The sequence below is a fragment of the Moorena sp. SIO3H5 genome, assembly GCF_010692395.1.
Taxonomy (GTDB): domain Bacteria; phylum Cyanobacteriota; class Cyanobacteriia; order Cyanobacteriales; family Coleofasciculaceae; genus Moorena.
The window spans coordinates 1-15,130 of the sequence record NZ_JAAHHS010000170.1 but is presented as its reverse complement, the minus strand read 5'-3'; the positions used below and the strand labels follow the sequence as shown (position 1 = coordinate 15,130).

At 39.6% G+C, this 15,130-nt stretch carries 4 protein-coding genes; 1 reads left to right on the top strand and 3 read right to left on the bottom strand.

Features of this window, described 5'->3' with window-relative positions:
* Positions 1–1,542 (bottom strand): polyketide synthase (locus tag F6K52_RS18815; protein WP_293080786.1); only part of this gene is annotated, 1,542 nt, incomplete at its 3' end.
* A 2-nt stretch (positions 1,543–1,544) separates the two neighbouring features.
* Positions 1,545–10,121, bottom strand: a complete 8,577-nt coding sequence (locus tag F6K52_RS18810) for a type I polyketide synthase (RefSeq protein WP_293080781.1) — start codon at positions 10,119–10,121, stop codon at positions 1,545–1,547.
* 2,073 nt (positions 10,122–12,194) lie between these two features.
* Here F6K52_RS18810 and F6K52_RS18805 point away from each other — a divergent pair.
* Complete coding sequence (locus tag F6K52_RS18805) at positions 12,195–12,494, top strand: hypothetical protein (RefSeq protein ID WP_293080779.1); 300 nt, start codon at positions 12,195–12,197, stop codon at positions 12,492–12,494.
* Positions 12,495–12,498: 4 nt separating this feature from the next.
* Here the strand turns inward: F6K52_RS18805 and F6K52_RS18800 are convergent.
* A partial coding sequence (locus tag F6K52_RS18800; protein ID WP_293080776.1) for a translocation/assembly module TamB domain-containing protein occupies positions 12,499–15,130 on the bottom strand: 2,632 nt, incomplete at its 5' end.

Genomic DNA, 15,130 nt, shown 5'->3' with positions numbered 1-15,130 from the left:
GATGTCTGCTAGGCTGTCTTCTTTGTTTGTTTCTAGATGCTGTTGATAATCTTTGATTAGTTCTGTGAGGGCTGGTGGTGTTTTGGCTGATAAGCTTAATATGTGTAGTGGACGTTCTGGGATATCTCCACTACTTTTTACTTGAGCTGGGGCTTCTTCTAATATGACATGGGCATTTGTTCCACTAGCTCCAAAGGAACTTACTCCTGCAATTCTACTGCGATCTTTTACTTCCCAAGTAGTTCCTTGAGTTGCTACCACAATTGGGGAGTTGTTCCAGTCGAACTTACGAGTTGGATTTTTCAGGTGCAGATGAGGTACTATCTGTCGATGCTGTATTTGCAATATTACTTTTATGACTCCAGATATACCAGCAGCAGATGCTAGGTGTCCTATGTTGGTTTTAATAGACCCAATCATCAACGGATCTTGTGCAGAACGTTCTTCCGCAAATACTGCCCCCAAAGACCTAAGTTCAATTGGGTCTCCCAAAGAAGTTGCTGTACCGTGAGCTTCTATATAACTTACTTGGGATGGTTTGACTTTTGCCATTTTCAGAGCTTGACGAATTACCTGTTGCTGGGATGAACTATTTGGAACTGTAAACCCACTACTTGGTCCGTCCTGATTGACTGCCGATCCTCGAATAACTGCCAAAATGTTATCTTTTGCAGCTTCTGCATCAGACAGACGTTTCAACACCAAAATACCACATCCTTCTCCCCAGGCAGTCCCCTCAGCTTCCTCATCAAAAGTTTTACACCGACCATCAGCAGATGACATCTTGGCCTGGCAAGTCGAAATAAATCCTTCTGGCAATAGCCATAGATTAACCCCTCCGGCTAAAGCCATTTGACATTCTTGCAATCGCAAGCTTTGACAGGCTTGATGAATAGCAACGAGAGAAGAAGAACAGGCTGTATCTATTGCCATGGATGGGCCAGTTAGTCCCAGGGTGTAGGATAAACGACCTGCTGCTGCGTTCAATGGTAAGCCAGTGATTGCATAGGGGGCAACATTAGTTTCTGTAGCTTTTCTCGCGATCGCGTCATACTCGCAATTAGTGATACCTACAAATACTCCTGTTAAACTATTATCTAATCTATGAGGAATATATCCAGCATTTTCCAGTGCTTCCCAACTTACTTCCAAAAGTAGGCGATGCTGTGGATCGATACTGACAGCTTCTCTTTCTGAAATACCAAAAAACAGAGGATCGAATTGTTCTATATTTTCATGTAAAAATCCTCCAAAGCGGGTATACATTTTTCCTGGAGTTTCTGGGTTTGGGTCGTAATATTTATCGACCTTCCAGCGTTTTGGAGGGATTTCCGTAATTGCATCCACTCCACCAGAGAGTAATTGCCATAATTTTTGCGGGTTATCAGCTCCTCCAGGAAAGCGACAAGCCATACCAACAACTGCAATTGGTTCTGTTTTGGCATACTCTAGTCCCTCTATTCTAGTTTTTGCTTCCTTAAGTGCTAAAAGTACCTGTTTTGATGCAGATAGCTTTTCTTTTTGATCTGGTGAATTACTCATTTTTAATTTTCCTCTAGTAAAGTGTTTAAGTCTGCTAATTCCTTAATAATTGAAGATTCAACATCTTCTTCTGGTAAATTTTCGATCTCTAAAATTTGGTTTGCTTTTTGTTCTTGAGCAACAGGCAACTGTGACTGCTCTATTTTCTTTAACTGCCAACCAAGTACTTTTGAAGAAATGTAGTCGGCTAAACTAACAATATTTGGAAATTCAAAAGCTAAGGTTGCTGGCAGAGAACAATTCAGTCTTTTTTGCAGTTGATTTCTCAGAGCCACTGTCATCAAGGAATCTATTCCCATTTCAAAAAAACCTTGTTCTGGAGACAGTAGCTTAAAGTCTTTGACTCCTAATACTTTAGCTACTTCACTCTTAATATAGTCAATCAAAAGTTGATAACGCCCACTTTCAGGCTCTGCTTCTAATTGTTTTAAAATTTCTGATTGCTGTAGTGATAATCGATCTTCTAATTCTGACGATTTGCTTTCTATCTCTGCCAGAAGTGGTCGGTATTTTTTCGATTGATAGACTTCTTTAAATATATCCCATTCCACCGAAGCTACTACTGTTTGAACTGCATTGGTTTCCATAAGCCAACCCAAAGCATTAAATCCTTCCTCTGGCTGTAATTCTTCCAATCCAGCTTGCTTCATATATTGAACATAGGTTTTTGAAGAAACTATGCCTCCCAGACCTAAACTTCCCCAATTAATACTTAACGCTGGTAGCCCTATAGAACGGCGATAGTAAGCAAATGCATCCAGGAAATGATTAGCTGCATCATAACTGGCTTGACCTTTAGCTCCCCAAACAGATCCAGCAGAAGAAAAGCAGACAAAAAAGTCTATATCTAAGTTTTTAGTGACTTGATGTAAAATCCATGTTCCTACTGTCTTAGGACGAAGCACAGATTCCAAAGTATGAGTTTCTATCTCCTCTATAAGCAATTCACTCGCAACACCAGCAGCATGAATAACTCCTCTTAAAGGTTTCTCTGCTGTATTTATCTTCTCTATTACTAAGGATATCTGTATTGGATCGGTGATATCAGCAGAACATACAGTTACTTTTGCACCACTTTTTTCTAATAATGTTATGATTCTAGTCTTATTTCCTTCCTCACTATTTGCAGAGAGATTTGCCCATTGAGGGCGTGGAGGAAGTCCTTTGCGCCCTGTCAGCACAAGATTTATTGCACCCCGCTCTACCATCCACTGGGCTAATTTTAGTCCTAAAAATCCCAAACCTCCAGTAATTAGGTAGGTAGCATCAGAATGGAAACTCAAACTTTGAAACTTTTCCATTTGGCTACTACGCATTAAACGAGCTACATAGCGCTGGCCATTACGAAAAGAAATATGATCTTCACCATCTGAATCCACAATCTCTGCTATTAGGGCAGCTACTGATTCATCAGTAGAGTTATTAGGGTCTAAATCTACCATTCCTCCCCATAAATCAGGATGTTCAAGAGAGATGACTCTACCCATTGCCCATACAGGAGATTGAGCTAATCCACTCATAGAACTGTTAATACCAAGAATTGGCTGTGCTTCTTGGGTAACTAACCATAGGGAGGGTTTCTGAATAAATTTTGCCTTGAGTAATGCTTGAACAAAATGCAATATAGTACCACATCCAAGCCTTGAAGCTGACTCTAAAGTTTCTACTGTCAACTTGTTGACTTCACAACTATCTAAACTCCATAAATGAAGAATTTCAACAGAGCTAGATAGATTTGTTGTTAATGTTTCTAGAAGTTTTGAGTAATCATTTGGCTCCTCTGGATTAATGATAAATTCTGCTGGTGCTATTTGTTTATATTTCTCCCCAGCAAATACTAAGGTACAAACATCTCCCTCAGAGCGAAGTTTAGTAGCTAACTGTTGCCCCACTCCCTGAGTATCTGCTAGTATCAACCAACTCTTCGCTGAAGAGAGCGGCAAGAGTTTTTCTTCAGGAGTTTTAGCAATAATCACTGCTTGCTGAAACAAAATTTCAGGCTGTAAATCCATCTCTGGCAAGGTAACTACTTGAGTAAAACCTGTTTCACTTAGCAATTGTTTCCACTTACAGCAATTTAACAGAGGATACTCTGGCCGTAAATCATAATCTTGGAATTTCCACCATCCTTCTAATAGCCCGAAGATTAAATCCATCCACCTACTTGGAGTTGTTGCTTCTAATAATACCAAAATTCCTCCTGGTGCTAACAGTTTCTGCACATGGGATAATGTTTGCTTCATACTGGTAGTGGCATGGAGTACATTAGCAGCAATAACTATATCGTACTGATGTAACTTAAATCCTTGGGTTACTGGATCTGCTTCTATATCCAGAGTTTCATAGCGCACAAATGGATAATCTCGGAACTTTTCTTGAGCTTGAGTTGTAAAGAACGCTCCAATATCAGTGAACACATATTCTGTTTTGCTCGGATCGAGATGAGGCAGAATATAGCTAGTTGTACCTCCTGTTCCAGCTCCGATTTCCAATAATCTTAACCCTCGGCTTGGCGGTAATTTATTAATTGATTCAGCGATCGCTTTTTGCACTATCGCGTTCATAGCTTTAGCTGAGGGGGACTCTTGATAGAGCTGGGTTGCTGTGGTTAAATTTCCTTCAGGGAATACCAGTTGCACTGGATCGATTCCTCCTTGTAGTACCTCACTTAGTTGAGATGCACAACGGTGAAGGAGTGTTAATTCTGCTAGTGCATCAGGATATTGACTCATTAAAGTCTGACTTTTAACACTAGGATTCACTTGAGGCAACGCTTGTAGCATTTGCCACTGTTGTTTTGTTGACTGAAGTATTCCAGCAGATGCTAAGATTTGTAGCAGGTGTTTGAACAGTCGTTGCTGCATTGGAACTATTCCTAAACCCTGGGCTGCTACATCTGAGTCGAAGCTTTCTCCTGGTTGGTATGGCCAAGCCATTGACCGCAATGCTTGTACTACATAGTCTAGACTTAATTCTTCTAGGTTTTTTTTGATTTGCTTACCCCTATCACTGTCTAACAGAGTTACTAATTCTGTTAGAGTGGGACTTAATTTTTCTTCGACTTCTACTGGTGTCAGCAGGAAATCAGGTGGTAGTACCCGACCAAAACGGCCTTTAATCCTCCATTCTACTGAATACAACCAATTTTGAAGACTAGCTGATGTTATTTCTTGCTGATGTTGTTTAACTATCAAATCTAGCAGTTTTGGCAACAACTCAGTTTCACTAGGGGATAGATTTCCAGCTTTTTCCAATTTTTCAGCTAATGTTTTAGTTTCTCCTTGACTTAGTAAGCTAAAAATTTGGGTATTGATATTTCCTGATGCAACAAAACTATTCTTGTTATGCCTACTTTCTGAAGTTTCTATCCAATGCCTTTCTTTTTGAAATGGATATGTGGGCAATACTACTTTGTTACCACTATAATTTTTGTTAAACCCTGACCAATCTACTTTGGCTCCTTTTACATACAATTGCCCTAAGCTTGATAGAATTTGCTGCCATTCTTCTAATCCAGGTCGCAATGATGGTAACCATACTCCTACATCTTCTGGTAAACATTGACGTCCCATCCCCAGCAATATTGGTTTCGATCCCACTTCCAAGAATACCTTATAACCTTCCTCATGGAGAGTTTTCATACTTTCAGCAAACTTTACTGGTTGTCGGATATGACCTACCCAATATTCCGCCTCAGTAATTTCAGAACCCACCTTTTTAGCATTAACATTAGATATTAGTGGCATCCGAGGTTGACTATAATCTACTTCTTTAGCTACATTTTCAAACTCTGCCAACATTGGTTCCATCAAATGAGAGTGAAAAGCATGGGAAACCTGTAATTTTTTGGTCTTAATTCCCATAGCTTCCAATTTACTACAAATCCCTGCGATAACTTCATTTTTACCAGAAATTACTATACTTTCTGGTCCATTAATTGCTGCTATGGCCACTTGTGAAGTATAGCCCTCTATAACCTTTGTTACTTGAGATTCTGAGGCCATCACAGAAACCATTCCACCACCAGAGGGCAACTGTTGCATTAACCGCCCCCGCATAGCTATTAATTTCAGTCCGTCTTCTAGGCTGAACACTCCCGCTATGCAAGCTGCTACATATTCTCCTACACTATGACCCATTACTACATCTGGCTTAATCCCCCATGATTCCCATAATTTAGCCAAAGCATATTCAATAGCAAACAAAGCAGGTTGAGTATAAGCTGTTTGGTCTATTACAGAGAAACTTGACTTTTGTGCATTTTTCGGATATAGAACTTCTAGGAGCGGATGTTCTAGATAAGGACGTAGGATTTGGTTACATTTCTCTAAAGCTTGACGGAAAGTTGGTGCTTTTTCATACAGTTGCCTTCCCATATTCACATACTGGGAACCTTGACCTGTAAAGAGGAAAGCTAATTTGGTAGAACTACTCTCACTCGATAGTTTTCCTGAAAATAACCCAAAGATTTCCTGCCCTGCTTTGTGTTCCAGAAGTTTTTTCGTTAATTCTTGTAGGTTAGTAGCAATGATCCCTAGTCGATGGTTAAACTGAGCCCGTCCAGTGTTAGCCGTATAACATACATCTGCCAGTTCTAATTCGGGATTAGTTTCCAGATAATTTTGATAATGACTGACTAACTCATCCAGAGCTTTTTCTGTTTTCGCTGAAAGCGTTAATAGATTAACTTCCCGTTCTAAATCATCTTCACTTCTAACTTCTGACTTCTGACTTCTGACTTCTGTAGGTACTTCTTCCACAATAACGTGAGCATTTGTTCCACTGAAACCAAAAGAACTTACCCCAGCCACACGAGTTTCACATTCATCGTATTTTTCCCATGCCTTACCCTCCATCGGAATCATACCAGGAATCCCTGCTAAACTCATATAAGGATTCAGCTCCCTCAAATGTAAATGAGGTGGTATATACTTATTTTGCAGCGACAATACCACCTTGATTAACCCGGCAATACCCGCAGCCGCTTCAGTATGACCAATATTTGTCTTCACTGAACCAATCATTAGAGGGCGTTCCGAACCACGATTTTCTCCATACACCGCTTCCAGAGCCTTAATTTCTACTGGGTCTCCCAAAGAAGTACCCGTACCATGGGCTTCTACATAAGACACCTGATTCGCAGACATTCCTGCTACAGACAAGGCTTTCTGAATCACCGCTTCTTGAGCAGATTGATTTGGTGCAGTCATCCCATTGCTAGCACCATCCTGATTAATTGCTGTGCCCCGCACCACGGCTATTATCCTATCTTGATCTGCTATTGCCTGTTTCAAAGACTTGAGAACTACAACTCCACATCCTTCACTCCTTACATAACCGTTGGCAGAGGCATCAAAAGTTTGACAACGTCCATCTGGTGATAACATCCCTGCTTGAGAGAAACTAATACTTAACTCAGGAGACAACAATAAATTCACCCCTGAGGCCAAAGCTAATTCACATTCACCATTGCGTATACTTTGACAAGCTAAATGAACAGCACTTAGAGATGATGAACAGGCCGTATCTACTGTTATGGCTGGACCATTCAATTTCAAAAAGTAGGATAATCTTCCCGCACCGATAGCAGTAGAACTACCTGTGGCAAAATAGATGTTTAAATCTTGCTCCTGATTATATTTGTACTTTAGCTGTTCATAATCATGAAAAGCAATACCTACAAATACTCCTGTTTCTGTTCCCGAAAGGGATTCTGGATTAATCCCAGCATTTTCTAGTGCCTTCCAGTTTTCTTCTAGTAATATACGTTGTTGTGGATCTATATATTTAGCTTCACGGGGCGAAATATGGAAAAAATCTGCATCAAACTTGTCAACTTCAGAAATAAAACCACCATAACGACTAGATATTTTTCCTGGTTGATTTTTATTGGAATCGTAATATTGTTCAATATCCCAACGATTCGGAGGTACTTCCGTAATTGCATCAATGCCATCACGCAGCAATGACCAATACTTTTGGGGGCTATCAGCATCTCCAGGAAACCGACAAGCCGTTCCTATAATTGCTATCCCATTTTCTAATTGAGCTGCCGAAAAACCTGAATCAGTTTTTTCAGCTTTTGGTTCTAGTTGTGCGATTTTTGGCAAGAACTCAGAAATCTTCTTTTGTTTAGCTGGTGTTTCTTCTTTAAAATAACTAGCGATCGCCTTTGAAGTTCCATACTTAAAGAAAAAATTAGGCTCTATTTTTACTCCCAGCTTTTTCTCCAATAAATATTTCAGTTCCAACAGTTCCAAGGATTCGATTCCCATCTCCATCAGTGGGCGTTCAGAATCAAAAGAGTGTTTCTTATTCATCACTACCCGAACACAACCAGCTACAACTTCATCTACATCCTCTTTTCTTTCTACTTTTACCTGCCGATTTTTTTCAACTTCTACACCATCAAAACGTTGACGATGATGAATATCGTATTCTATCAGAACACCACAACCTTGATTTTCTATATCTGTAGGGCGATAACCAGGAAGAACTTTTTGAATTTTAGCCCCATGAATCTGATGAAAGCGCAAAATCTGGTCTACCAGTAGCCCTGAATCATTTTTTTTGTGGATATATTCTGCCATTGGCATTGGGGAATAGTCTGAATAATTACGACAACGAGTCACTCCCACAACCCTTTCCACACAACCCATCACAGCACAATACTGAAGCATCCATTCCAGTAGTTGATCCCCCAACCCTTGATTTTGCAACTCTGGCAAAATATTCGTAGCTAGTAATTGTATCACTACTCCTGATTCAGTATGTAATGACGGCACTTCGACAAAGGTTCTATTTTCCAAAACTTCAGTCTGAGCAATCCTTTGGGAATAGATAGCTCCAACAATCTTTTCGTCAAGTTCTAAAATAAACTGCCCTTGTGGAAAATTCAAAATCCGCCTCTGGATTTCTTCTTTATCAACCCGAAGATTTGCTGACCAACACAATGCCTCTAGTGCTATTAAATCTGGTAAATCCTTAAGTGTAGGATGGCGCAACTTATAAGGTTTTTTCTCAAAACAATTTAAGCTGATGCGACTAAATGGAAAATTATGAGGATATCGTTTTGAGAACTCCCACTTAGGGAACAAACCTACTTCGGCAGCACAACTGAGAAACACTTCAGCTTCCACCAAATGTTGACTTGAGAAAGCTTGTAAGGCATCAAAATGGAGGCTATTACTACTGTCTAAAAATATGTTGACTACTTTTGGTTCTAAACAATGAACTTCCAGAATCATCATCCCATGTTTAGTAACCACAGAAGACCATCTTTCCAAATGTTCTACCAAGCTTTGTACCATAATCTGGGCCGGAATCAAACCTCCGTCTGAATCTACATAAACCCCTTGGTAACACAGTTGGCTCCGCCTTTTTGCTGCTTCTAAATTTTGGGGAGGGATAAATGGCCGATCATGGTCCAAAAAGGAGCGAATGTGGAGAATTTTTTCGGGATCATCAATTCCCTGAGTTTTTAAGTCGGATATCATTTGTTGTGGGTTTCCAATATCCCCCTTAATTAGCAAGTTAGGAATACCTGCTAAAGTCAATGCCGACTCTTGCAACGATGCTTGGTTATAATCTACTCCAATCATCTGCACTGGATATTTGTCTAGCACTTTTCCCCTAGCAGATTTTGTACTAATTAATTGATAAACCCGTTTGAGCAGTGTACCATCGCCACAACCCATATCTACAACATATTTTGGTTGATCAGAATAGGGTAACTTATTAAAAATATTCAGAATTAATTCATCTACATCAGCAAAAAACTTCTGGTGTTGAAAACCACTACTCATCACATTCAATTTTCTATCAATGTGACTTTCGCTTCCCTGTTTATCCCGACAAAATACAGTTTTACAATCTCCAAATAATACATCCGATATATGCAACAACATAGGAGTATATGAAGCAGTAACTCCAGTAATTAGTATTCTATCTACTATAAATTTACCGACATTAGTTAAGCATAAACTATTTTCATCATCAACTAATTTTTGGCTATGTTTTTGAACCTTTTGCGAACTTTTATAAGCCCACCCTTTAGCTATAAATAATGTTGATAATTCTTCTTTTATATGAGGAGTAACACCAGAGAATAAAGGCTTTTCTTGATATACTACTAATAAATCATGCTTGTGAAGCCCTAGCATAATTGGTATTATTAAGACCCCATCTAAGAAATCTACAATTGTTCTATCATTAATATTCCACTGTTGTTGAGAAAGCTCTATCCAACTTTTAAGAATACCAGGCTTATCCTTTCCTAGTAAATATGACTCTATAGGTAGATTGTATAATTCTAATATTTTTTCAGGAATCGAATAGTATAGTTGAAAATTATCCGTGAGGGAGTATTCATCAACCTCATTTTTTGATAACCAACCTAGGGATTCCATCATTTTTAAGGCCACTTGAAGATGACCTGTATTTGCCCCTAGAGTATTAGCTATTTGCCGGTGAGTTATTCTCTTTTGTTTTATTAAGTCAAATAATCCTTTTTCTCTACAGGCTAAGATTACAGGAATAGAAACAAACCCATATTGATAACGATTAATTAACTCCAGCATTTTTTTATCTACCAATTATTTATTATATTTTTTGCTTTGAATACCACTTCTGATCTGGATACCCGCAGGCAGTTTCCATCAAACTAAGCCAGTGAGTCACCACACTGATTCGTCTCCATAACCGTACGTGACAATGCGCGTATCATACGGCTCCTCATTACAGTACAATCCTTGACAGTAGCTCCTCTAAAACGGATTTTAATCTAATTCCTTAGAACTAAGTTTCTCTATTACCTCTACACTGCTCTATAAAACTGATACAAAGCGTCACCTAACGTGACCATCTGATCATGTTTAATTACTCCTGACTCTGAGACTGTGGGGGGGGGTGACCCCCCCACAGGAATTAAAGTCAAACACACCGCATTTTATGCTCCTTATAATTTGGTTTAAATCTCGATATTCCACAAATTGAAACTCCAGTTTAAAAACCATCTGCTCCTGGGTGTTGAGCCATCATTTTTTTATGTTTGTTATTAAGTTTGAGCTTTGTTGTCATGGATCTTTTGTGTTTTGAGAGTAGACTAGTATACTACAGGAACTCTTATATCCATGAGGTACAAATCTTGGTTTTTTAGGGAGCCGGGAGCCTTTATCCGGACAACACCAAGATAAGGGAATATCATAACAACAATGTGTACCTCATAAATATGAAAAACACTATCTATAGATACGCTGCTTAATAACCTTTGGTATTCTATCGTTATTCTTTGATAAAGTCAACACTATTTTTTTTGTGTAGAAAAATACTTATAAAGCAGACAGGACAATGAATATAGCTTTCATTTTTCGTAAAAACCACTCCTATTCATTAGGATTAAGTTTGATGAATTATTGTTTATAATTAATAAGTTTATGACTAAATTTTACCAGGCTAAGCTCATGTAATTTAGTCAAAAAGGTACTTGACAAAATTATAAAAACACTATCCTTTATAGCTATCAAGGAACACAGCTTGTAACATATAGCAATCCTAAATCATTTCTCAAATAACTGGAATTCTTAAAAATAGCTGCAACTACGGTATAACTTGCCTTCTGTCTTCTGCATCCTGCCTTAAACCAGCCGATCTGACGGGGTAACAAGCAACCCATAAGCCTTATGGATTGGCAATTAGAGCGACTTTTGGTAAAAAAATAATGCTGACGGGATGACAAGGAAGCTAGAAGGTAGACTCAATCAAAGTCATAGTTCTTTAGTTGCCAAATCAAATCCCACTACTTGTTTGGTTTTAGTAATTTTTATACCTCGCCGTAGGCGACGCTTTCGGGCTTTGCCCAACGCTGCGCGAACGCGCCCCGCGTTGCCTACGGGCAAACGCAAACGAACATAAAAAGCTATTTCTGGCTTTAACCCTAACTGTTGTAACTGAGTCCAAATTTCAGGGTAAACGCATCTAAATTTGTATCATAATTTACATTTAAAAATTAAACAATAGTATCAAAAATCTAGAATTACCCTGTTGATTCGAATAGGAGCGCAACCAGGGTTATTTCATTCTGGATCTAGGTAAGGAGTTTACAGGCTTTCAGCCATCGCATACCTGAATTATCGAAGGCTAAAATGACGTATCCTCGTCAATGCATAAAATATTGCAATTTAGAATGAAACAGCCTTGCCCTGGCCAAATGCCAATCACATCGGATCACGTCCGGATGGGTTTACAAAGTTGAGACATAGGTAACAATTCCTAGCCGTGGAACATAGTTCTGCGGCTATTTTTTTTGGTTATTATTTTTTAGGCAACAGGGAATAGGGAATAGGGAGTAGGGAGCAGGGAGTAGGGAGCAGGCAGCAAGGAGCAGAGAACAACAATTATCAAAATTTATTTAGGTAATCTAGATCTTTTTATAGCCTTTATCGCAATTATGAGGTATAGTCTTGTTTGACGTTGATTCCCTGTTAGGTGCGCTTGACCTATTAAGAATTAAATTCGCCACCGGTCGCACCTCTTGATGCATCGCATCCCTATTCCCTATTCCTTCTTCCCTATTCCCTATTCTCTCTTCCCTGTTCCCTGTTCCCTGTTCCCTAATCTCGACTCCATACTCCCTCCTATAACAACTTTTAAAAATGAAAAAATACATCACTACTTTATTGCTGTTGCTAACATTATCCTTTGCCTTTGCACCTCCCGCTGTTGCTTTCTCCTACTGCCGCACTAAAAATAACAACCGGATTTGCATCCTTAGCATTAAGCGGAGTGCTAAGTATCTATGGGAATATCGAGCATCAGTTAGTGTTAATGGCGTTGCTACTCCTATAGAAATATATAACTGTCGCGATCGCATTAGAGTTAAGAAAGACAGAACTGTTGTGCCATTTCAACACAACGGTCCAGGGGAACTTATTTGTAGTATTTTGAACAAATAGCTAATCAAAATTGCAATTTATATCTAACTTGTACCTCATTAAACACGTAGTCGTAGCTTAATTCAACTGAGGAGGTTTCCCCCAAATCATAAACGGCATCGAAGGTTGGGTAAACCTGTAGATCAGCTAAACCGATGGACTTCCCGACATTACTGACTTGTTCTTCAACAGTAAATAAAATATTTTGGATAATTGGTCGAACAACATACTGAGTAATTACTAACTCAGCAATTTCTCGTTGATTGCTGTTAGCGATAGTTTCAAATTGGGTAATAAAACTGTTACCGAGCAGAGCGATAATTCCACTTTCACTGCGGGGAGGAGTACTGGTTAAGGTGACAATGGGAGAAAATAAAAACGCCTTGTCTTCACTATTAGCAATAGCTTCGCCATAAACACATTCAGCAAGCTGTTGGAATTGTTGGCGAGACAAGATGGTTGTTTTTGAACCAAGTTTAGCTAGTCCACTATCTTGTCCACTAGTAACAATTTGCTGATCAGCACAATAATCTTTGTCTCCTCCTAGGGCAAGGATTTGACTAGTTTGACCTTTGACCGCGAGGGTTATCTTTACTTGATCGGGTCGAGAAGACTGCAGCACATTCTCAAGGATTTCGTTATCAATCCGTCTTTGACGTGAGGCACCAGAAGGCTCAAAGGCTATTGTGGTAAATTTAAGATCTAAATTGGGATTGAGTAATCCTTGTTCTGGTACAAACACAATAGTGTTACTGTGCCGCCTGTCTGCAACAAATTCGGTTTCTAATACATCGACTTCCCCACGTAGCAGCTTAATTGTTCCCAATCCTGTTAAGTTTTGGAGATTGCCATCGATAGGACCATTGAGGGTTAAATCACCAGCTAGTCGAAAATCATATAGGGGAAACTGTTGCACTCTTAACTCATTTCCCAAATTTACCTGAAAGTTGTTTAACCTAGGCACAAACTGATTATTGTTGCGACTACGAACTACTGAGGGAGTCTGATTAGACGTATTCTTAACGGTTTTTTCGTCACTTGCTTGAGTCTTGGTTTCCTGTGCCTTGGGTATAAAGGCTTGGCCATTGTTTAAGCTAATGTTTCCTGCAATAACTGGACGCAATGCTGAACCCGTAATTACGATATTACTGGCTACTCCACCTTCATAGAGCCCTGCTAATTTTAGGTTATCTTGAGGAATGTTCAGGGTTAGGGGATTGGAGGTGTTTGTTCTATTTGACACTATCGGCAATTCCCCGGAAACAGAGAAGCCAATCCCTGCTAGGTCGCCCTTGATACTTTTTTGACCTTCTTTATCGGGATAGTTTACTACTTGCAAGCGTTGATCATCTAACTTAACCTTGCCTACAACATTGAGAGTAAAGTCATCTTCTAGCAACTTGGTTTTGATAGTGCCATTCTGGATATTAACCTCAGATGTTCCTGATAAGTCTTTAATTTTGATACCATCTGCTAATTCCAAACCTCCACTAACATCCAGTTCTATATCAGCGGTTCTATCCTCTCCATTCACCCATTCCACTTGTTGTTGAGTCACTACACCAAGGAGTGCCATGGCTGGAGTTGCTAGCTTGAGGTTGATATCGATGCGATCGCTATCTGGTTTGGGGGGAAAAGGCACTTTACCAGAGGCTTGTAGATAATCTGGTTTGTTGGTGTCAAAGTCAAGACGAGAATCAACATAGTCGAAAGTTACTTCAACATCATCTAGGGAGGTATCATTGACAGTGCCATCTACAACAGCGACTTGCCCATTGGTGACTTCGGGATTGGTGAGACTACCACCCAGCTCGCCTTTGGCATTCAAGTTACCTGCAATGTCAAAGGGAATAGTAACAAAATTGCTTGCTAAGTTGCTAACTTTTTCTAGAGATAGATTCTGGAGGAGGAAGTCTCCGGAGTTGCTTTCTTGGGCAAGCTGTCCTTGAAATGCTAAGACAGTTTCACCCAATTCCATTCGGGCTGGCTGGACAGTAATCACACCTTGGTCGTAACTTCCTTTACCAAGTAATTGGTTGATCACAATTACTTGATTGGGAGAATTAGCATACCACTGCCAGTTGTTGCCCTCGACATTAAAATCGACTTTAGGATTAGTCAAGATACCAGCAACAGCAATTTCCCCAGTATACTTACCTCGAATATCTAAATTAGTCAGGAGTGTAGTGGGATCGAAGGGGTTAGCAACAGCCTCGTTTTGGGCATTAATTCTGGCAAACCGTTGTAGGAGAGTGGCTAGGGAGCCTGCTGGTATAGTAGGTAATGGTCGTAATTGGTCAGCGTTGCCAGATTTATTGTTGCCAATTTTATCACTAGAGGAATTAGTAGTAGAAGAATTAGTAGTTTGGAATCTTTGGGCGATGTCGATAATATCAACACCTTTGACAATAGTCAGCAGGTCTTCAATATAGGCTTCTGGAATAGTAAGCTTGCCGTTTATCTGTTGAGAGTTGAGATTAAATCGACCATCTTTGAATAAATATCGACTGTTGCCCAAAATTAAAGCAGCTGATGCGATCTGGGCAATGTCATCTTGATAAGAGAAGTTAGCACTAACTTGTTTAGCATTGATTTCTCCTAGAGCAAGTTCCTTAATTTCGATACTATTACGACCAGAGGTTTCAGATCGGGCAGAG

What these genes read in the sequence shown, in the direction of transcription:
- F6K52_RS18805 (WP_293080779.1), top strand. Translation starts at nt 12,195, where the DNA reads ATGAAAAAATACATCACTACTTTATTGCTGTTGCTAACATTATCCTTT.
- F6K52_RS18810 (WP_293080781.1), bottom strand. Translation starts at nt 10,121, where the DNA reads ATGCTGGAGTTAATTAATCGTTATCAATATGGGTTTGTTTCTATTCCT.